Raw genomic sequence first — 19,180 nt, 5'->3', positions numbered from 1 at the left:
AAAGAAACGTTTTACCAAATCCGCAGGATTTCAAAATCTTCGTCATGCTTCACGTACGTTAAAAGGTATCGAGACCATTCATGCCCTATATAAACGAAACCGCAGTCTGGGATTAGACTGTGGTTTTTCGACTTACAATGAATTACAAAGATTATTAACAATCGCATAAAAGGTAAAACTTTTCATGAAAATGATTTAAGTGTATATCAACTTTGCAACAGAACCTCTGAGCATACAATTTTATTTTTTCAAACTTGACAGACCATTAACGGAAAAACGAGAGGATAAATATCACTTATCCTCTTGTTTTATTTTTATAAGTGGTTCCAAAAAAGAGTAATCGAGTTGTCGTACCCTACTCATGGTAGCAAACATGTTATTTGTGCATTGTCATATTGTGTCCAAAAAAAATAAAAAAGGGAATACAAGGATCTAGATTTTTCATGTTATGGTTAAATAAGACAAAGATTATGGGAGGAAGTGAAGGAACAAAAATGAAATCTAAAATATTACTCGCTATTGGAACGATAATCGTTATGGGAAGTGTATCAACAGCTTGCGAAGTGACGAAAACGAACGAAAAAGTGAAATCAAGCCCAAAGGTGGAAACGGTTAAAAACGTTGCTGATCCAAATAAAGAATGGGAGGATTTATCGATGAATAGCGATGGGGCTGCGGTCGATTTTCCCACAAATGCGAAAGATTGGATTGCATATCAAGTCGATAAAATTTCGAAACCAGACCCAAAGGGTGCCGATGCAAATTTTGATGAAGGATACGATTACTATCTGAAAGCGAAGTCTGTTTTAGATGTTATGGGAAGATACATTCGAGTTAAAGGCACAGACCTTGAAAAAGATTTTAAAAACTTACGAGGACTTGCAGGCGAAATTTATCATGAACAATTTAATCGAACTGCTCACATTGATCCCGAGGGGAAAGCAATGGAGAAAACAGAATTCGTTGGACAATGGAAGCCCACCAGTAAAAGCATGCGCAAAACATATGAATATATGACCAAGTTGTTAAATGACATGAACGTTGCAATTAATAATGATGGGAAAGGTAAAACATTTGGTGTATCACACCAATTAAACGGCGAAGCAACAAATGAAATGGAATCATACATTTCATATCATGACGAAGATGGCAAAACGATAAAGTAAGTCAAGAAAGTAATAGGGTATTGTTGGAAAAACACATAAAAAAAGACATCTTTGACTAGAGAAGATGTCTTTTTAAATCCAAGAAAATGAAAGAAACATTTATCCTAAAATTAATGTACAATAAGCAACTTCTAATAACCAAAATTATGTAAAGGAGCTGTACAAATGGATAACGTATTTTATTTTTTTGCCTTTATCTTTAGTTTTTTTTCTATTGCTTTTTGTTTAGAATGCTGGCTCGTCGTGTGGGGCCGAAACCCCACGTATTATGTATCAATTTTCGAGTAAGAACTATTTTGGGACAAATGATCTAAGCGGTTCGACTCGTATACTTGCTTCTCCAAGTCGAGGACCATTGCTTTGCTTTTTGTCTGTCGGCTTGGCGAGAAAAGCACACGAGTCGAAAAAAGTTTTGCAAGGATGGAGATTTTTGAGCAGGTTTCTCAAAAATACGACCCGTTCCTTGTGGAAGTTTTAGCTCCTTATATAGAGAGTGAGAAGGGCAAACCCCAAAACGTTCGTTTTGACTTGGTAGGAGTTTCCTACAACCTTTACAAATATTTACCGTTATTTTTTGCAAAAATAAGCGGTATATTTGTTGTCGCTACGCTCGATTTTTTATGAAAGGAGAAATGATATTGAGAGCAAATAGAAAAAAGGAAAGACTGGAAATTCAATTGTTTAAAGAGGATAAAGAATTTATTAAAAATAAATCTATAGATTTTGGATATAAAAATGTTTCAGCATTTGTTATTGATTCAGCAAAATCACATTTCAAACTTGAAGTCGATATGAAAGCTTATAGAGATTTAACTAAAGAAATAAATTATATTGGTAAGAATATAAATAGCCTAATTAGAAGGATCAATACAGATGGAATTTACACTGATAATGATATTGATTTCCTTAGAGTTAATCAGAAAAAAATTATAAAATTAATGAATACAGAATATGACCGATTACTTGATTTAAAAACCAAGTTTAATAGCGATAGCTTGAGTAAAAAACAGAAGGAAAAATTAATAAAGTCATTATCGGAAAATCAAATCAAGATACCAAAAAAATTAGTATTAGAAGAAGTGTATGAAAAGATAAAGGAAGATTTTGTTTATATTATAGAATGTATAGAAAACTCGCCTGAACAAGGTATGGAAGTAACAGAATACGTATGGCAATATTTATATGGAGATACGCTTTATAAGTTAGATGATAACCAATTAATAAAATTGGCCGATAGTATTTTTATTTTTGCACAGAAAGTGAAATTTAAGTTATCCAAACTTGATAATGTTTTTTCAGATGATGATTGGTTTGAACTGAAAGATATATTAGATGAATATGAAATTTATTAATTAAGGATTGATTACAATGTCTATTGTTAAAATACAAAAAGTGGTTCTGGTGCAAAGATTGCATTTATTTGAAATTGGTATATAGATTCCTGATGGAATCTATTCTTAGGCAGCCATTCCGAATAGTTGATGAATGGACTTCATTTCATTTTGGACAGACTTGTCCTGTAAAATAAGTTGGCCTTTTTAATGATATGCATCGTTTCTACACCAATCAATATAGAGGCTGATGTTTTGGCAGCATCAAGCCGACACATCCAAAAGCAACTATTTGGGTTTATCGGCTTGAATTTGTTATTATACGAGCTGGATCGCTCGTGCTTTCGAATTATAATTTCATTTACCATATGGATAGATAGGTAATACGTGGGGGTTCGCCCCCACACGACGAACCAGCCTCTACTCCAAAAGTCAACGAAAATTCTTAGGAAATCAATTCAATTTATGTTAAATTAAATATAGATTTATTTTTCTTTTCTTTTTTATTTCGTTTAAACATTCAAGAGCCGTTTCGCGGTTCAGATTCAGACACTTATATTGTGTCTATGATTCTGAGTCCGAAATGGCTCTTTTTATATATAATCATTGGTTCTGGTGCAAAAACTCTAAAGCTCTTGCAAGTAAACTCCTAAACTTGGACATACTGATAGTATGACTCTAAAAAAGGTGTGTGATCGGTATGAAAAAGGAAAATTTGTTCAAATGGAAGCACTATCAACCTGATGTTATCTTATTAACGGTAAGATGGTACCTACGGTACAGCCTGAGTTTTCGTGATTTGGTGGAAATGATGGAGGAACGAGGTTTGTCTATTGCTCACACCACCATTATGCGTTGGGTGCATCAATATGGACCTGAATTAGATGAAAGAGTACGACGCCATCTTAAGATAACAAATGATTCTTGGAGAATCGATGAAACGTATGTGAAAGTAAAAGGTCAATGGATGTATTTATATCGCGCAGTCGATTCAGAAGGAAATACCATTGATTTTTATCTCAGTGAATCAAGAGATAAACAAGCAGCTAAGCGCTTTTTCAAGAAAGCCTTGGCTGCTTCTCATATTTGTAAACCTCGTGTTATAACAGTAGACAAGAACCCAGCCTATCCTGTAGCAATTCAAGAATTAAAAAAAGAGAAACGTATGCCTGAAGGCATAAAAATAAGGAAAGTTAAATATCTCAATAATATAGTCGAACAGGATTACCGTTTCATTAAGAAATGTGTGCGTTCTATGTTAGGATTCAAGTCATATGAAACAGCCACTTCTATATCGAGTGACGTTGAAACCATGCATATGATGAAAAAAGGACAACTTCACCTACAGGTGAAGTCTGCCCAAAATGAAGTTAGGTTCATACATAAACTGTTTGGAATTGCATCATAATCTGCCATTGAACAGTCTAGTAGGTTTCTATGTCTCTATCAAATGATTTTTGCACCAGAATCCCAAAAGGTACATCCCTATTTTGAAGTGTCCCAAAAGTGAGTTTCGCACTTTTTGAAGTGCTGTTTTTAGTTGTTTTTACACCCTGCCAAAAGGTGTACCTCTTGATGTGGTATAAGTGCATATATAATTACCATAAAAAAAGACACCCTAAGGTTCCTTCCTCTGACTTGAAACATATTACTTTAAACTATTTTATTTATTAACTTTAAAGTTTCCTTTGTAGCTTCCAATCTAACAGTTTCATCTTCAGAGTTTTTCATTAAGTATTTTAATGTTTCTAATGACTCTTTAAGTAGATCTTCACTATCTTCGATTTTAGTTATTGTTCATTCTTCGCCAGTAATAAATTGTTCTATTTCAGCTTCTTCCCACGTACCATTAAACCGGCATACAGTGCGAATAGTTTTGGTTGGACTTACTTTGAAACGGAAGATGGAAAATGGGATGGAAACTCAATTACCACTACTTACTCACAACCCAATGTGGAAGTTCATCTTGGCGCTGACGGCCGTGCACCTTATAAAATCGGTGGCACTCGTGTGGATGGGCAAACCTTGAGAGTTCGACTATGCAACCCAGTTACAAAGGCTTGTACAACCTATCAATATTTTGGTGGCAGTGAGGGTTTATATAGTACTATTTTCACAGGAATGAAACCAGCTACTTATAGAAGACCCTTTTTCTTTCTACCGAGTTAAAAGATATGTGGAAGCTGCAACATTTTCTTGGTAGTAGCTACTATAATATATGATAAATACAAATCATAAAAAAAGAACAACTCTTAGTTGTTCTTTTTTACATCCAAAAATCATCTTCATGTATGTTTTGCCCTAGCTTTTTCAATCCTCTTATAATTTGAGTAATCGTTGAGAATTTCGGTATATATGTTTTATCGTTGCACAACTTGGAGATTGTGCCCCTACTTAATTTAGCAGCTTTCTCTAATTCCCCTTGTGTTATCCCTTGTTTATCTAACCATTTACCAAATTTGCTACGTTTTTTACCTAATCCAAACACCTTTACCACCTCAGGCATAGCTTGCCCATTTCGTCATTTTTTTAAACCGAAGAAAAAAAGTGACATAAAGGCCAAACAGTGCAAAATACCTTTTACCATACCAAACAAATTACGATTCACCGTTCCGAATTGATAGCCTTTCAAAACTTTGTTTTACCTATTCCAAATAGAATTCTTTCACAGAATAATACTTCAGACATTACGAGATTATTATTTTCAATGATTTATAGCCATTTTGCTCTCTTCTAATCTATAGGGACTATTCTTTCAGAATAAGCAAAGAAAGGTGGTGTTCTACTTTGATATTCGAGTTAGTAAGTTCAGCAGCAGTTGGCGGTGTAATTCTTTTCACAAAAATGTATCAAAAAGGTGCGACAAATGATGCCTCTAAAATCCAACGTATTTGTGCTAATTGCGGTTTAAAAGTGAAAGAAGGGAAAGATACCAGGACAATACAGCTGCTTCGTAAGACGAGAAATGAGTGGGGCGTGGAATATGCTTACAGGATCCCTCTTGGTCTTAGCTTCTCCGACTTCGAACAAAAGATGCAGCATCTAGAGGATGGATTGAACCATAAGAGCAAGGTTTACGATTTCAAACCATCAGACTTCAAATCTCTTCGTTTGCGAAAAGATATCTTAAAACAAATACAAAACATCATAAACAAGAAAAAAAGCGTTAGAAAGGAAATTGAGCTGTCTTATGATGGCTTATTAAAAATACGAGTTTATGAGAAAGGGATTCCAGATTTTGTGAAGTTTGAGAAAGAAATTATGAAGCAGTGTAGGGGATGGGAAGTGCCGATAGGATTTACACGAGATGGATTAGTAAAACATGACTTTGATTCGATTGCACACATGATTTCAGCAGGGATGACGGATATGGGGAAATCGAATGTATTGAAGCTAATTATTACCTCCCTTATACGCAACCAATCAGAAAATACCAAGCTATTCCTAATTGATTTGAAGGGTGGTCTATCTTTTAACCGATATAGATTCCTAAACCAAGTCGAATCGATTGCGAAGAACCCTGACGAAGCCCTACAGACTCTAAGAGACCTGCAAAACAAACTGAATGAGAGAAACGAATACTTACTAGAAAAAGGATACGAAGATATAAAAGAAGCAGGAGATCCCACAAGATACTTTGTCATCGTAGATGAAGCTGCCGACATGACGCCATATCAGGAGTGCAAGGACATCATTGTAGATATAGGAAGACGCGGCAGAGCCGCTGGTTTTCGTTTGCTGTACAGCACCCAGTATCCAACTAATGAAGCTTTACCATCACAACTCCGTCAAAACATCGGCGCCCGTGTTTGCTTCAGATTACAAACCGAAGCAGGGAGCCGTGCCGTATTGGATGAAGGAGGTGCAGAAATCCTTCCTAATATCAAAGGGCGTGCAATATACCAAACTAACGAAAAGAAGGTCTTACAGACAGTTTATATCGATAATAAGCAAATAGATAACATCATAAAGCCACACATCAATATAAGAGCAAGAAAGGAGCATGAAGATGCAAAAATTGGCCATGAAGGAAACGAGGATCGAAAATATTCTCTCGAGCTTGAAGAGATTGGGATTTTTGACTAGGAAGCAAATACAAGTTCTTCATGATTTAGGTGGAGACAGAAATGCATCGCGGGTTATGAAGGACCTTGAAGAATATGTATCTAGCTTTCGCTTTGGTGAAAAAATTTATTATCTCAACAAAGAAGGACGTGAGCGCATGGAGAGTAAAAAGGTGCTCAAACGTTCTAACCAATTTAGGCACTATATTATGCGGAATGATATCTATATCGCTTATGAATGCCCTAAAACGTGGAAACAAGAAGTTAAAATGAACGTAAAAGGCATGGTTTCTATAATTGCAGATGCTTTATTCAACGACGAAGGAAGATACCACATTATAGAAATAGATCACGAACAGAAAATGAGTGTAAACCGAGTGAAAATGCAGAAATATAAAAAACTAATTGACTGCAAAGTATTTGAAAAACCGCCCAAATTCACATGGTATACAACAACAGAATACCGCAGAAATCAATTAAAGAAGCTTTGCGAAGGTTTAGATTGCAACATATTCACAGTTACGGATTTCCATTAAAAATAGGGAGATGGCCCATATGGCAACTGAGACAATGAGCATCAAAGATTTTATGGATGGTAACTATGGAGCGAAGAAAAAGTGGAGCTTGTTCAAAAAGAAAGCAAAAAAATATGCACCTGTCGCAGTGCACATTGGTCTTGTGATCGGTAGTGCTATTATATTCAGCCAAATTATAGATATTCCTCATGGATTTGCTGCTGAACCTGGAAGTGATGTCAACGAAGTATTTAAAAATGCTCAATCAACTGATGGTAAGTTTAAAAATTATATAGATGGCCAACTGTATAATCGTATTGTGGATGCATTCGAGCCAGTAATATTTTTAATCAAAGCAGTGTCGTATCCAATCGCATCCGTTGTGGCGCTATGCGGTGGGTTGTTTATTATGGTGGGTAGCCAGGAACGGGGATTCAGTCTTATTTCAAGGGCAGGGATAGGATATATAGTGGTCCAAATGATTCCATTGTTTATGCGATTGCTTGTTGAGATTGCAAAAGCGATATAAAAAAAATATAAAAAATACCAATTAATCCATCAATTAAATTGACTTAAGTCAATTTACGGTGTGTAATAAGAGTATAAAGAAAAGGAAGTGAACAAAGTGGATTGGGTAGTAATCTTAGGTTCCATAACAGCATTCGTAACCATTTACTCGTAACTATCTTCCGGAATTAAAAACAGCTTAGACATTTACTACAAAATCAAGGAAGAAAAAGAAAAGAGTCGTTCCCACCAAGAAACCGACTCAGAGTAGCACCACAGGAGAGGGAAACCTCCCTTGTACCTAAGATTATTATAACACATTCCGCTTTATCTTATGAAAAAATTCATCTTAAGAGACTTTCCAGTTGTTATCGTTTTGGGAGTAATTTTGTACCTGATTGACTATAACAATTTGCAAACCGCAGACTATATTTGTATTGCACTTAGTATACTTGCATTTGCAACAATAATTTTCAATTTGGTAACCACGTATATCAAGGAGAAGAAAGATGTATAAATTCGAAACCAAAGAAGAGTTGATTCGTTTTATTAATGATGAGATCGTAAATACATCAGAAGCCTTGGATATCTTAGGGTGTTCAAGGCAAAACCTAAACATGATGATAAAAAAAGAAAAAATAAAACCAATCAAAGAAATGGTTCGCGATCGACTATTCTTTAAAGAAGATGTTTTGAAAAGTAAAGAGCAAATGAAGAAATAAAAGTCCTATAGTCACGGGGCTTTTTTCTTTGCAGGAATTTCTTAACCATCATGGAATACTGTCACTAGGAGGTGTTGTGACGTTATGACGGACGAAATTGTTTATTCTGCTAGTGAAGTATACAAACGACTAGGAATAAGTGATAGCACCCTTAGAAAGTACATGGAAGTGTTGCAGCGAGAGGGATTTACAGTGAAGAAGGATAAGCGCGGCAGACGTGAATACACAGAACAGGACATTATGGTCATTGAGAAATTAATTGAGCTTAGTAAGCATGACGGTATGACGCTGGAAAAGGCAGCGAAGATGATTGCGCAGCGATTAGAAATCGCCAATCCAAATGCGGAGACAGCGGAATCCCAAGAAACTGATCTAATCCCATTCCACATTCAACAGCAACTCCAGCAACAGTACAGCGTTATGGCGCAAGAAATGAATCAAAGCATGTTAGCGATGGAGAAGCGATTAAGTGAGCAGGCAGAGCAAAGAAGCAAACGAATTGAGGGAAGTATAGAACGGCATAATGAACGAGTTGAAAAACGATTAGAAGCACGAGATGAAAATCTCATGAGAACATTGCGTGAGATCCAGGAGACAAAGAAATTAATGCAGGAATTTCGTGAAGAGGTTGCAGCTGCAAAGGAGAAGAAAAAGCCGTGGTGGAAGTTTTGGTAAGGACAAGAAGAAGAACTGCCAGCCAGGGTAGGAACATATAAAAATAGAGTTGTAGAAAAAGAAAGAGTGGATTCCTTGTGAGAGTAGGTATCCACTTTTTTCTTGTGTTTGTTCGCACCAAAAATTAGGGAAAACGTAACATATTATTTATCTGTTTGTTTTTGCTTCTTTTTCAAATACTCCGCACGCAATTTTTCAAGTTGCTGCTTTTTATCAAATTTGGCAGGCGTCTGTTTTTCATGAAACTTGGCCACAGCTACCTGACCTTTGTGATCCAATTGATATTTCCCCACTTTGTTCACCTACTTTTCTTGTCTTTAAAGACAATCTATTCAACAAATATAATATACCTTATTTTATTGAAGTAAACCTTATTACTTTATTAGTTTTTCTACTTATACCCATATTATCCGGAATATTTTGTTATTTAACCCGTAAGTTGGCCGTTAGATTATGCGAAATTTTATACATATGGAGTAAAGGAAATAAAGATAATGATTGCTTTTAACCACTGATATAACGGGATGAATGAGAAACTGCATACGTAGGTGAAGAGGATGTTTCACAGAATGTTGATAAGTCGGGGATTGTTGATGAGGAGAACTTCTGATAATAGGACGTTATGTTAACCTTATATGTATAAAGTATTCATGAATTATTATCTATGCAAAACAATTCAATGAGTTTTAATTGTTCATAAACATCGATTTCTAGATCAACCATTGAACGAAGTTCATAACCTTCCAATAAACTGATAAGCATATTGACCATAACACGAACATCTATATCAGTACGAATTTGTCCTAACTCTTGTCCTCTACGGATGATCTTTGACATGAAATTTACCCAAGCCTGATACTGACTTAGCATCCATTCACGAACCATTTGATTTTTCCTTGAAAGAACGACCATCTGATGATGAGCAACAGTCCATAACTCCCGATCTATTCCCCCTGTACCTGCATGTACTAAATTCATCAATCGTTTTAATATCAATTTAACATTGCATGTTTCATCCAATAATTCGTTTAAAATCTCTTCTACGATTTGATCAAAATCCCGATCTAATCGATTTTTTATAACTTCATATAGCAAATCTTCTTTATTCTTAAAATGAACATAAAATGAACCTTTTGTTTTTCCAGCTCTTTTCATAATCTCATCAATACTCATTGCATCATATCCCTTTTCCGCAAGCAGTTGAAAAGCAGAATCGATAACTTTCTTTTTAGTTTCTTGACCTGTTATATACTTCATATAAATAACCCTCCTTTATCTATCCTATAAATTTATAAATCATCCACATCGAAATATTATATTTTAATCATTTAAACAAATATTTGATAATTTAAGTGTCATTATTACAAATAATTCATAATAATATAAAAACATTATAACCGGTTAGTATGAATTTATCTAATAATAAGGAGCTGGTTTAATGACATTATCTCAAGGAATTATAAAGAAATGTCTATTGGTATTTGTTTTATGCTTTGCAATGTTTTTTGCATTCTTCCCTCAATCTGAAGCTTCTGCCACAGGTGGTCTCCCTGGTCATGCAGGATATGTTTATCCTACAAACATTGTTACAGAAGATGGGAAATGGGACGGGACGCTATATACAACGTCTACACATAGAAACGTCGAGGTAGGATATGGAGCGGTAGCATTGTATACTAAAAGTACAAACAAATTTGTAAGATTAGAACTTGAAGCCATTTCATTTCGTCTTTGCAATGCTACAACCAATGCTTGTACTAGTTGGACGAACAGCCCAAAGTGGACTAATATGAAAGCTAATCAAAAGTATTATCTTGATGTAAGAGATAAATATAGTTCTTACTATGCAACAGCTGGTGGAGAAATATATGTAAATAGATAATCAAACAAAAGGATCTTCAAGTTGAAGATCCTTTTTTAATACCAATAATGAGAACGTTATGTTAACCGATCACGTATACAATATACAGCTAGAATTACAAAGAATATCACTTCTTCTAAATGATACAATTAGGAAAAGGAGGAGAGAATATGTACGATTACAAATTCGTTAAAGTCGAAACTAATAAATGGAATGGGGAACCTAAAGAAGATTATAAACGTATTATTGCCGAACATGCTGAAGAAGGTTGGAGATTTGTTCAGATCTTTGCTCCAACAACTGCAGGATACGCTAAATATTTTGAGATTATCTTCGAACGAACCAAATAACTCCTTTCAAGAACAAGAGGAGTTTGCTGTAACTATGAGAGGGGAAATGATAATGAGCATTGCAGTTAAGTATCAGAATAGAATCAAACAGGATTTAGAACAGAATGAGCAAATTATTGATGTAGTTGCTGGAAGAACTGCACCTACTACTTGGGTAATGAAACTACTTCCTGAAATCTCTTGGCTTACAAAAGAAAATATGCCAACGGTGTTGGCAATTACAAATCAGAGGCTACTTGTATATAAGCAACAAATCAATTCAGAGATTCAACTCGCCATAGGTATTCATCGTTCTGACATAGCAAAGTGTAAAGAAGCAAATGGGGTTCTAAATGGAGCAATTCAAATTACATTAAAAGACAACCAATCATTCAAATTTGTTTTCAAAAAGGAACGTGTACAAGCCATTCTAACAGAACTAAATAGATAGGTATAAACAATATGGGCATTTATATGTGACGAAACCATAGTTTTTACTAACTTCCAATAACGATAATTATGTAAATGAGCTGTCCATATGGGCGGCTTATTGTATTTTTTGCTTAGCGTGTTTTTTCAAAATTATATTGGTTTAAAAGAATAGAAAGAGATAAGACCAATCACTATGGTCTTATCTCTTTCTATTCATTATTCTATTACCATCCATCTTTAGGTACAATCGTGAAGGAAATATCGTTTACTGGGTCTTGGCCTATCTTTAGTTGATAGTAGAAACCTCTACCATCTTTTATTTGATTTAAGTCTACCCCACTATCAATTACCCTATTTACTTCTTCAATCGTGAGTTTTGGGTCTGCAATACGAATGATACACTCCATCAGTTTTCGATACTGCTCATTCGCTGTCTTATCATCAAATACTAGCTTCTCAGTTGTAACCGAATAGGAATTTTCTAGCCAATCACTTTTACCCATTCTAGAGTAAATTTCGAAACCTTTCCAGTCTGCTTTATAGATACTATCGTTTTCTTTATCACGATACTCTATATTTGAATCTTCAATCTCAATCATGCCGTTTGAGTATTCTTTTAACTTATTTTCAAAGTCTAATCGATGTGTGAACCCGTCTTCTATAGTATCCTTAGATGATAGACACCATACGAGTATCAGTCCGATTAGGCTTGCTAGTAATACTTTAAATTTCATATATGTTATTCCTTACTTTAATTAGTTATTCTCTTATATACGTCTTATATAAGGTGAAGTGGAAATATAGAAATATCCCTATTTCTAAATAGGGATATTTCTATATTTTTTAAATCTCAGTTAAGAGCTTGAATTTCCTTTTTTGTGCCGAAGTTAATTCATTTTCTACATAACGATCTATAAGTAAATCAATTATTTCGTGTGCATATTTCGTATTAGTAAGCTTCATTAGTGCTTCGAGTTCTTCTTTGGATTGACTTGAAATTTTAATGCTGCCCTGCTGGTTTTTAAACTTCTTTTTCTCTGGTGCCTGTTCTTTTTTCTTCTCTTTTTGAGTTCCTTGCTTCTGTTCACCCTTATTTTCAATAACAGGAGTATCTTCGGTAGTTTTCGATTTAACAGGCTCCTCACTTGGTATATAAGGAGCAGTTGGTTCAAAATTACTCTTTTTTCTACCTAATAATCCAGGTGTTTTTGCCATGTTACACACCAACCTTCATTTTTTCAAAAATATCAATTCGAGATAATAATTCATCGCTAATTTTTTCGTATAGTTCGATAACATTTAAATCATGTCTGTCTTTTTCTGTAATACCATTAACATCGAATCTTTTAATACGTTCCATCTGAGGAACAATATTTTCAAACAGGTTTTCTTCACCAAATATTTCACGAGCGTTTTCCATAATATACTCGTCCACTTTACCGTTGTTTTTTAACAGCACTGGAAGAATACCTACAACTTCAATATCAAGATCATATTGTTCTTTTAACTTAATAAGCTCATTGACATAGTTTTCTGCACCAGTAAGAGAACGCTCTTGTGTTTGAAGTGCAATAAGAACGTAATCAGAAGCTACAACTGCATTTTTCGTAACTTCAATTGACATAGGAGGAACATCGATAAATATGTAATCATATTTATGTTTTATCTTTTCAAGTAATCCCTTAAAGTAGTGATCCTCTTCCTCTTCAGAAGAACATGTTTTATAAAGGAACTTTGCGAAGTCCTGGAAATCAACATAAGAAGGAATTAAATGTAAATTTTTCATAATTTCAACTTCTAAACCATCTAAGTTACCCTCTTGAATCCCCTTCATTAATGTTTTTTCAACAGTCACGATTTCATCGGGATTAAGAATAGATTTTGTGAGCATTAAAGATTTTGTAGCATTACTTTGCGGATCAAGATCAACAAGTAACGTACGCTTTCCTTTTTTCGCAACTTCATAAGAGTTCAATACAGCATTTGTGGTTTTACCGACTCCACCTTTGTAATTACCTACCGTAATTGTAATAGCCATTTTTAACACTCCAGTTATAGTTTTTGAAATTTCCCTATATCCCTTTATAGAAATAGGGAAAAATAGAAATAGGGAAATAGGGATATTTCTAACTATAGAAATAGGGATATTTCTATATCTTTAAAGAAATTATAACAATGATATTAGGGTTATGCAATAGAATCATAGAGTTAGTAATTAATAACAAAAACGTTGGTATCAAAAGATTCTTTTGATGTATGAAGTAGAGAGAGTTAAGAAATAAATATGTAATTTCGTAGAGAAGTTAGTAGGCACAAAAATCTCAAAAATAGGGAAATATAGATATAGGGAAAAGGGGAAATATCCCTATATCTATAAGTGGAAATAGGGAAATAGGGAAATAGGGATATTATTAAGGGGGTTCGTAAATTCGCTGTTTACAAAGGATAAAGCTTGTTGTAACGTAGTACACAACAAGCAACATTCTACAAAACAAAACATAATTTGATACTTTACATAAATGAAGATCATGAAGATCGATAGAGCGGAATTAAAAACAATTGAATATGAACACAAAACAAAAAGCCACTCCCATATGCTAATGGCTACCAACCTTTAGCGGGAATGACTCTTCTAGCTAGTGTACCACCACTTGGCTAGAAATGAACTGCATTAACCGACAGTGTTTACGTTTAAGTAGTGTACCACCACTATCCTTAAACAATTATGCCTTTCGACTAGGCTTATTTGATATACCCATTTTATCTATGATTTGGCTAAAATTCAACTAGTAAATGCTAGAATTGTATTTTTTATAGTCAAAAGATATATAGGGCATCTCTAAACCTAGAAGTCTTGTGCATGTACAGGCAATTTAGGAATTGGAGATGCCTTTTTGTTTTTTGTTCGCGTGGAATTGCCTGAAACCACGTTAATAAAAACTGATAAGCCGTAATTACGTGCTGCTATACATTTAGCGGGAACGTGTTACGGTGTGGCTAGCTGTTGGTCGTGCAGGGGGTACAGAGTATACGCCTACAAGAACAGCACCCCTCACTGGAATCCTGTTCTTTTGGTGAGGGTGGGCGAGAACTTGCCCAGGGACGATTCTCTAAAAGGTTCGGGTGGTTATCGTTAGCATTATGGTGCTAGGGAGTACATTCAGTTTGTCGTGTAGGGACGATATTACAAGGACAAGCCATAGAAAAAGGGTGTATGCGGTGAAAATCGCTGAGTGAACAGGGTCTATACATACGGATACCTTATAAGTGACCGCATGGCAAAAACAAAGACACTTATCCATCTATTTTGCCTGATTGCTTTTTTGTGATCTTTCAAAATAGGGGATAAATTTGCCTTCCAGCCGTTTTCCATAATCGTTCCCACATGATAAAAACCCTTAAAACCTTCAGTCAACATTAAATTCGAAGAAAAGATGAAAAATATAAGTTTGCATAAAACTTGGGGAAAATACTTCCTAGGATAGAGGAATAAATAAGGGAATTACCACTAACTTAGATAGAGGATAAGGTGAATGATGAAGTAATTAATTATAGACTGGGGGATTTGTTCATGGATTATTCAAAGGATAAATTAGAAGAGGAACTGATGAGATCTAGTAAATATTATTCAGATTCTAAGTTTTGGGATAAAGTGAAGAAGTATGGTAAAAAAGCAGGAGCTAATGTTGTTTATGCAGTTTTATTATTGTATTACACTCTTCAAAAAGATACTGTTCCAATAAAGACAAAAGGGATTATTCTTGGAGCTTTAGGTTATTTTATTTTTCCTTTAGATTTGATTCTAGATGCTATCCCAGTGGTTGGTTATGCAGATGACTTAGGTGCGTTAGGAATTGCTCTTATGCAAGTTGTTATGTATATTGATCAAGATGTTAAGGATTTGGCTAAAAATAAATTACAAGATTGGTTTGGGGAAGGTGTAGATACTTTAGAAATAGATAATAAGTTGGTAGGTAATGAGGACTAGAGAAAACATTCTTTAGTTCTTTTTTTATTTAATTAATTTAGAATATACCCTTTTTATTTTCGAAATTAATTTTATCAATTGGATATAGTACGTGAAATTACATATAAAAACTGTATTTTACTAGAGAGAAAATAGGATTTTACTGTTTTACTAGAGGGGGACAAATAGATTATTATGAGGGTGTTCCTTTAAAAATATTGGTTTACACTGGATCCCCGCACATTGTGTGGGGATTTTTTCATAAAGAAAGGACACTTATATAAGTGTCTTTTCTGATTGTTTTTAGCAAGCTCCGCCGAATCCGCCGCCCCAACAGCTGCAACCAATGATAATTAGCAGGATGAACAGCACAATTAGTAAAGCAAATCCGCCTCCAAAGCCACCACAGCTTCCACCAAAGCCCATATTAGTTCCTCCTTTTAGTTAAGAGGGAAAACATAGGGATATATATGTGATTTCACGGTTAAGATTTATTTTATGTTGTTTCGATTTGATTGAGCAGGTCCTTTTAAAAAAAGAAAAGACACCCTAAGGCGCCTTTCTCCAACTTAAACCACTTTACTTTTAATAACATTTTTCCACAAATGTATCTCGCAAGGTTTATTTTACTATATTTATCTATATTGGGGTCACCTTATAAGCAAAGTAATACAGCCTGATTAAAAATTTTGAATAGATATAAATTTCATTCCTAAAAACGTTTAAATTTAATATAATAATACATATATACATTATTAAAGATTGAGAGGAACATTATGCAAAGTTTAAAAATGGTCAAATTTAACATATGGATATTCGGGATATTATTTATTACTAATACTATTGAATTTATTTCCATACTTACCACAGATCATAAATTTAATTGGTTAAAGGCTTTTTGTGCAATTGGATTTTTCTTAGTATTTATATTAAATCTATTTGATCTTAAAAATAAAAATTATAAAACTACATAATTAATATCAAAAAAGAAATATAAATATTTTCTTAATATAGGGTAACGTCCCGGGATTTGTAGGTTTTTTATGAAATTAAATGAAGAAAAGTTTGTAGCTTTAAACAAAGAAGAAATGAAAATCAATGGTGGTAGAATAAGAATTTTGAGTAAAATTTATGAAGCTGCAAACCATTGTTTACGCGATGATTATTGTCGTGGAAGATTAGGTAATGACATGGATAATGCTGGGAGAATTGAATCTGGTCATTATGGCGGAAGAGCATAAACTAAATAAATAAAATTCAACAAAATCCAATAATTAATTATTGGATTTTGTTGAATTTTATAACTAAGGGGATAAATATAAATGTTCAGAAACATACATAATTTTCTTTGTAATTTGAATGTAATTCCATTTATTTTGCTAATGACTATAATCAGTTTTTTAATTACTATTCCACTTAATTTATTTTTACCACCTTCACAAGCTAATCCATCAATAAATGAGTCAATTATTGAACACATTTTTTTAGTGTTAATTATTGCTCCATTCCTAGAAACTATACTGTTTCAAAAAATACTGTTTTTCATTTTACAAATTACCCCATATATCTCAGAACGTAATATATTAATTATCCTTATATCATCAATCATATTTGGATTAAATCATCAATTTGATATTACATACATAATTGCAGCAACACTTATGGGGCTAGTATTTAATTATTCATATTTTATATATCAACAAAAAAATTATAATGATTCACAAAGTATGTCTGCTTTCTGGATTGTTTTTTGGATACATGAATTACATAATGCAATAGCATTCTTCATAATAGAATTTGGTCAAAAGTTATAAAACAGCATAATTAATATAAACTTAAAAGCACTTTTAAAACATTAAGAAGTGCTTTTTACTTATTTTTAATACAAATATAAAATTTTAACTTCTAATCAATTCTTCTGCTTCTCAAAACAAACAACAAAAATAAACATTGAAAATATGATAAACAAGAAGATAAAAGATTCATAAAAACTACATCTTAGGGGTAGTGGCAGAGTTGCTGTCATAGATCGCAAGGTATGAACCAATAAAATTATAAAAAGTGCACCGTACACTTTTGAAAAAGGTTTATGGTAATCATTTTGGTAACTTATTTTATTATTTTGTACGATTTGAAGGGTTTATTTTGCGGTTCATAGCAAGGGAAAGGTTCTATATATGCTATAAACCAATGTAACACATAATCGGTTATAAAAGATCATTAAAAAATTCAATTTAAGTTTACTTTTCATAAATTAGTTAATGATAATATTAAAAACTATAGATGTTGTAGTCATTTTTCCCTATACTTACTATAAAGAGGTGAATATGAATGAAATTTAAAGTTAAAAAAAATCCTATTCATATAATGATATTTCTATTAGCCATTCTCATTTTTATTTCTATGCTTTTTATACAAGGCACTAACAATATTTACTTAAGTTGTATGATCTTATTAAACATAATCAATTTTTTATTTATTTACAGATCCACTTATAAAATTACTGACAAGTCATTAATTATTAACTATTATTTCACGAATGCTGAAATAGCTTTTGAAGATATCCATCATATAAAATACTATGGAAAATTATCAAGTTCAAAAGACTGGTCAAGACAACGATTAGAAATTATGTATGGGTTATTTAATACTTTGACAGTTTGTGTACCAAAAAAAGAAGAAGAATTCATTAATTTATTAAAAAATAAATGTCCTAACATACAAATAATAGATAGGTCCATTAATAAATAAAAACAATGGGTTTATTTTTATTTAAAATCTAAAAACTACCAATGTAAACTTTTAGATATAAATTTACATTTATCAAAATAATTAATCTTATTCAAAACTGTAAATACTAAAAGGCAAACAAAGAAAATCTATTTGTAATAAAAATCCTAGCAAAACCATATTATATATATTAAAATATCCTTATATTGTAAATATGTGGAATGAGAGGCTTTTAATGAATAAGAAAAAAATAGGTTTATTAATTTTAGTAATCATTATTCTTTGGTTTGTATTTCCTCTTTCACCTTATTTAACAGATTTAAATCATACAGAACAAAAGTTATATGATAAATTACAAAAATCCCAAGATATTTATACACTAAAAGAGCAAAAACCTAAAACAGTAGTAAGATTATATTTACATTCAATACAAGAAAAAAATTATGAAACAACTTATCTTTTCTATAAAAATGATGAAGAAAATGTTGAGGAAAAGAAGCAATTTTTAAAAGAAAGGCTTGAACTCCATGAAAAAATGCTCTCATTTTTTAAGTTTGCCAGATCATCCGTAGTAATAAACGAAGCTCACAAAGATTCTGCAGTTATTAATATGCCCCGATGGAGAGGTAAAGATATTCAATTCCATATGTATAAAAAAGATGGAACATGGTTTATATACGACGTTCCTTTTCAATAATTGAATAATATATCTTATTGATTTTAAAAAAAGAATCCCGGGATTCTTTTTTATTATTGAAAGTAAACTTTTAAATAGAAATTTACTTTCAAAAAGGAGTCTGAGAGGTATTGTGTATAGTTTGTTCACCTCAGGTACAACAAAAAAACCTTACCTCTGTAGGCAAGACTCCACTAGTGTAGTT

Annotated in this window: 25 protein-coding genes and 2 pseudogenes; 19 read left to right on the top strand and 8 right to left on the bottom strand. The window is 33.1% G+C overall.

All coding sequences use genetic code 11. From position 1 onward, the window contains the following. The 4 genes and pseudogenes from BLV40_RS29530 to BLV40_RS26360 form a co-directional block, all read left to right on the top strand. Positions 1 to 169 (top strand): annotated as a pseudogene (locus BLV40_RS29530) (IS6 family transposase); the annotation flags it as partial. Between the two features lie 274 nt (positions 170 to 443). Further along, a complete protein-coding gene (locus tag BLV40_RS26370) occupies positions 444 to 1,166 on the top strand; it encodes a hypothetical protein (protein ID WP_090695546.1) in 723 nt (240 codons plus the stop codon). Between the two features lie 420 nt (positions 1,167 to 1,586). Next, positions 1,587 to 1,790 carry a hypothetical protein gene (locus BLV40_RS28980; protein WP_211482144.1) on the top strand — a complete coding sequence of 68 codons (204 nt, stop codon included), beginning with the start codon at positions 1,587 to 1,589 and terminating at the stop codon, positions 1,788 to 1,790. A gap of 8 nt (positions 1,791 to 1,798) precedes the next feature. Beyond that, a complete protein-coding gene (locus tag BLV40_RS26360; protein WP_035415532.1) occupies positions 1,799 to 2,518 on the top strand; it encodes a hypothetical protein in 720 nt (239 codons plus the stop codon). Positions 2,519 to 2,623: 105 nt separating this feature from the next. Here the strand turns inward: BLV40_RS26360 and BLV40_RS29525 are convergent. Continuing rightward, positions 2,624 to 2,751: pseudogene (locus tag BLV40_RS29525) on the bottom strand (IS6 family transposase); the annotation flags it as partial. Between the two features lie 446 nt (positions 2,752 to 3,197). On the opposite strand from BLV40_RS29525, the gene BLV40_RS26350 reads away from it, so the two are divergent. Both BLV40_RS26350 and BLV40_RS28215 read left to right on the top strand, forming a co-directional pair. Next, on the top strand, positions 3,198 to 3,905 hold the full coding sequence (locus BLV40_RS26350) for an IS6 family transposase (RefSeq protein WP_090695544.1): 708 nt from the start codon (positions 3,198 to 3,200) through the stop codon (positions 3,903 to 3,905). A gap of 410 nt (positions 3,906 to 4,315) precedes the next feature. After that, entirely contained in the window at positions 4,316 to 4,666 is a 351-nt protein-coding gene (locus BLV40_RS28215) for a hypothetical protein (RefSeq protein WP_139265625.1), read from the top strand. A 97-nt stretch (positions 4,667 to 4,763) separates the two neighbouring features. On the opposite strand, the gene BLV40_RS26345 is transcribed toward BLV40_RS28215, so the two are convergent. After that, entirely contained in the window at positions 4,764 to 5,003 is a 240-nt protein-coding gene (locus BLV40_RS26345) for a helix-turn-helix domain-containing protein (protein WP_081811098.1), read from the bottom strand. 281 nt (positions 5,004 to 5,284) lie between these two features. Between BLV40_RS26345 and BLV40_RS26340 the strand changes: the two genes are divergently transcribed. From BLV40_RS26340 to BLV40_RS26315, 5 genes are all read left to right on the top strand, one after another. Beyond that, positions 5,285 to 6,583, top strand: coding sequence for an FtsK/SpoIIIE domain-containing protein (locus BLV40_RS26340; RefSeq protein WP_090695542.1), 1,299 nt, complete (start codon positions 5,285 to 5,287; stop codon positions 6,581 to 6,583). Next, entirely contained in the window at positions 6,522 to 7,097 is a 576-nt protein-coding gene (locus BLV40_RS26335) for a replication-relaxation family protein (protein ID WP_231503985.1), read from the top strand. Before BLV40_RS26340 ends, BLV40_RS26335 begins: the two co-directional genes overlap by 62 nt. Before the next feature lie 19 nt (positions 7,098 to 7,116). Continuing rightward, positions 7,117 to 7,605 carry a hypothetical protein gene (locus tag BLV40_RS26330; protein ID WP_090695540.1) on the top strand — a complete coding sequence of 163 codons (489 nt, stop codon included), beginning with the start codon at positions 7,117 to 7,119 and terminating at the stop codon, positions 7,603 to 7,605. Positions 7,606 to 8,092: 487 nt separating this feature from the next. Then, positions 8,093 to 8,305, top strand: a complete 213-nt coding sequence (locus BLV40_RS26320) for a hypothetical protein (protein WP_026593269.1) — start codon at positions 8,093 to 8,095, stop codon at positions 8,303 to 8,305. Positions 8,306 to 8,389: 84 nt separating this feature from the next. Beyond that, positions 8,390 to 8,980, top strand: a complete 591-nt coding sequence (locus tag BLV40_RS26315) for a DUF3967 domain-containing protein (protein WP_026593270.1) — start codon at positions 8,390 to 8,392, stop codon at positions 8,978 to 8,980. A 143-nt stretch (positions 8,981 to 9,123) separates the two neighbouring features. On the opposite strand, the gene BLV40_RS28750 is transcribed toward BLV40_RS26315, so the two are convergent. Together BLV40_RS28750 and BLV40_RS26305 are read right to left on the bottom strand one after the other, a co-directional pair. Beyond that, on the bottom strand, positions 9,124 to 9,273 hold the full coding sequence (locus BLV40_RS28750; RefSeq protein ID WP_026593271.1) for a hypothetical protein: 150 nt from the start codon (positions 9,271 to 9,273) through the stop codon (positions 9,124 to 9,126). Between the two features lie 355 nt (positions 9,274 to 9,628). Next, positions 9,629 to 10,237: a TetR/AcrR family transcriptional regulator gene (locus BLV40_RS26305; protein ID WP_090695538.1), complete on the bottom strand. Its 609-nt coding sequence runs from the start codon at positions 10,235 to 10,237 to the stop codon at positions 9,629 to 9,631. Between the two features lie 181 nt (positions 10,238 to 10,418). Between BLV40_RS26305 and BLV40_RS26300 the strand changes: the two genes are divergently transcribed. The 3 genes from BLV40_RS26300 (at position 10,419) to BLV40_RS26290 (ending at position 11,621) form a co-directional block, all read left to right on the top strand. Further along, positions 10,419 to 10,862 (top strand): hypothetical protein, encoded by a 444-nt coding sequence (locus tag BLV40_RS26300; protein ID WP_090695537.1) that lies wholly within the window; start codon positions 10,419 to 10,421, stop codon positions 10,860 to 10,862. 149 nt (positions 10,863 to 11,011) lie between these two features. Next, on the top strand, positions 11,012 to 11,191 hold the full coding sequence (locus tag BLV40_RS26295; protein ID WP_090695535.1) for a DUF4177 domain-containing protein: 180 nt from the start codon (positions 11,012 to 11,014) through the stop codon (positions 11,189 to 11,191). A gap of 52 nt (positions 11,192 to 11,243) precedes the next feature. Beyond that, the gene (locus BLV40_RS26290) at positions 11,244 to 11,621 is read left to right on the top strand and encodes a PH domain-containing protein (protein ID WP_170833717.1); all 378 of its coding nucleotides are present in this window, start codon (positions 11,244 to 11,246) and stop codon (positions 11,619 to 11,621) included. A gap of 205 nt (positions 11,622 to 11,826) precedes the next feature. Here the strand turns inward: BLV40_RS26290 and BLV40_RS26285 are convergent, their stop codons facing one another. From BLV40_RS26285 to BLV40_RS26275, 3 genes are all read right to left on the bottom strand, one after another. Further along, the gene (locus BLV40_RS26285; RefSeq protein WP_090695531.1) at positions 11,827 to 12,336 is read right to left on the bottom strand and encodes a hypothetical protein; all 510 of its coding nucleotides are present in this window, start codon (positions 12,334 to 12,336) and stop codon (positions 11,827 to 11,829) included. Between the two features lie 109 nt (positions 12,337 to 12,445). Beyond that, positions 12,446 to 12,817, bottom strand: coding sequence for a hypothetical protein (locus tag BLV40_RS26280; protein ID WP_090695529.1), 372 nt, complete (start codon positions 12,815 to 12,817; stop codon positions 12,446 to 12,448). A gap of 1 nt (position 12,818) precedes the next feature. After that, positions 12,819 to 13,640, bottom strand: coding sequence for a ParA family protein (locus BLV40_RS26275; protein WP_090695528.1), 822 nt, complete (start codon positions 13,638 to 13,640; stop codon positions 12,819 to 12,821). 1,533 nt (positions 13,641 to 15,173) lie between these two features. On the opposite strand from BLV40_RS26275, the gene BLV40_RS26270 reads away from it, so the two are divergent. Then, positions 15,174 to 15,590, top strand: a complete 417-nt coding sequence (locus BLV40_RS26270; protein ID WP_090695525.1) for a YkvA family protein — start codon at positions 15,174 to 15,176, stop codon at positions 15,588 to 15,590. A gap of 282 nt (positions 15,591 to 15,872) precedes the next feature. On the opposite strand, the gene BLV40_RS26265 is transcribed toward BLV40_RS26270, so the two are convergent. Further along, positions 15,873 to 15,995, bottom strand: a complete 123-nt coding sequence (locus BLV40_RS26265) for a YjcZ family sporulation protein (RefSeq protein ID WP_081811100.1) — start codon at positions 15,993 to 15,995, stop codon at positions 15,873 to 15,875. 617 nt (positions 15,996 to 16,612) lie between these two features. On the opposite strand from BLV40_RS26265, the gene BLV40_RS26255 reads away from it, so the two are divergent. The 4 genes from BLV40_RS26255 (at position 16,613) to BLV40_RS26240 (ending at position 18,996) form a co-directional block, all read left to right on the top strand. Next, on the top strand, positions 16,613 to 16,810 hold the full coding sequence (locus tag BLV40_RS26255; RefSeq protein ID WP_090695515.1) for a hypothetical protein: 198 nt from the start codon (positions 16,613 to 16,615) through the stop codon (positions 16,808 to 16,810). A gap of 81 nt (positions 16,811 to 16,891) precedes the next feature. Beyond that, positions 16,892 to 17,383: a CPBP family glutamic-type intramembrane protease gene (locus BLV40_RS26250; protein WP_090695512.1), complete on the top strand. Its 492-nt coding sequence runs from the start codon at positions 16,892 to 16,894 to the stop codon at positions 17,381 to 17,383. Positions 17,384 to 17,900: 517 nt separating this feature from the next. Next, on the top strand, positions 17,901 to 18,320 hold the full coding sequence (locus BLV40_RS26245; RefSeq protein WP_090695510.1) for a PH domain-containing protein: 420 nt from the start codon (positions 17,901 to 17,903) through the stop codon (positions 18,318 to 18,320). A 214-nt stretch (positions 18,321 to 18,534) separates the two neighbouring features. Continuing rightward, the gene (locus BLV40_RS26240; RefSeq protein WP_090695507.1) at positions 18,535 to 18,996 is read left to right on the top strand and encodes a hypothetical protein; all 462 of its coding nucleotides are present in this window, start codon (positions 18,535 to 18,537) and stop codon (positions 18,994 to 18,996) included. Positions 18,997 to 19,180 lie beyond the last annotated feature (184 nt).

Source organism: Bacillus sp. 166amftsu, from assembly GCF_900107445.1.
In the GTDB taxonomy this organism is placed as follows: Bacteria; Bacillota; Bacilli; order Bacillales; family Bacillaceae_G; genus Bacillus_A; species Bacillus_A arachidis.
This window is presented reverse-complemented; position numbering and strand designations above follow the sequence as displayed.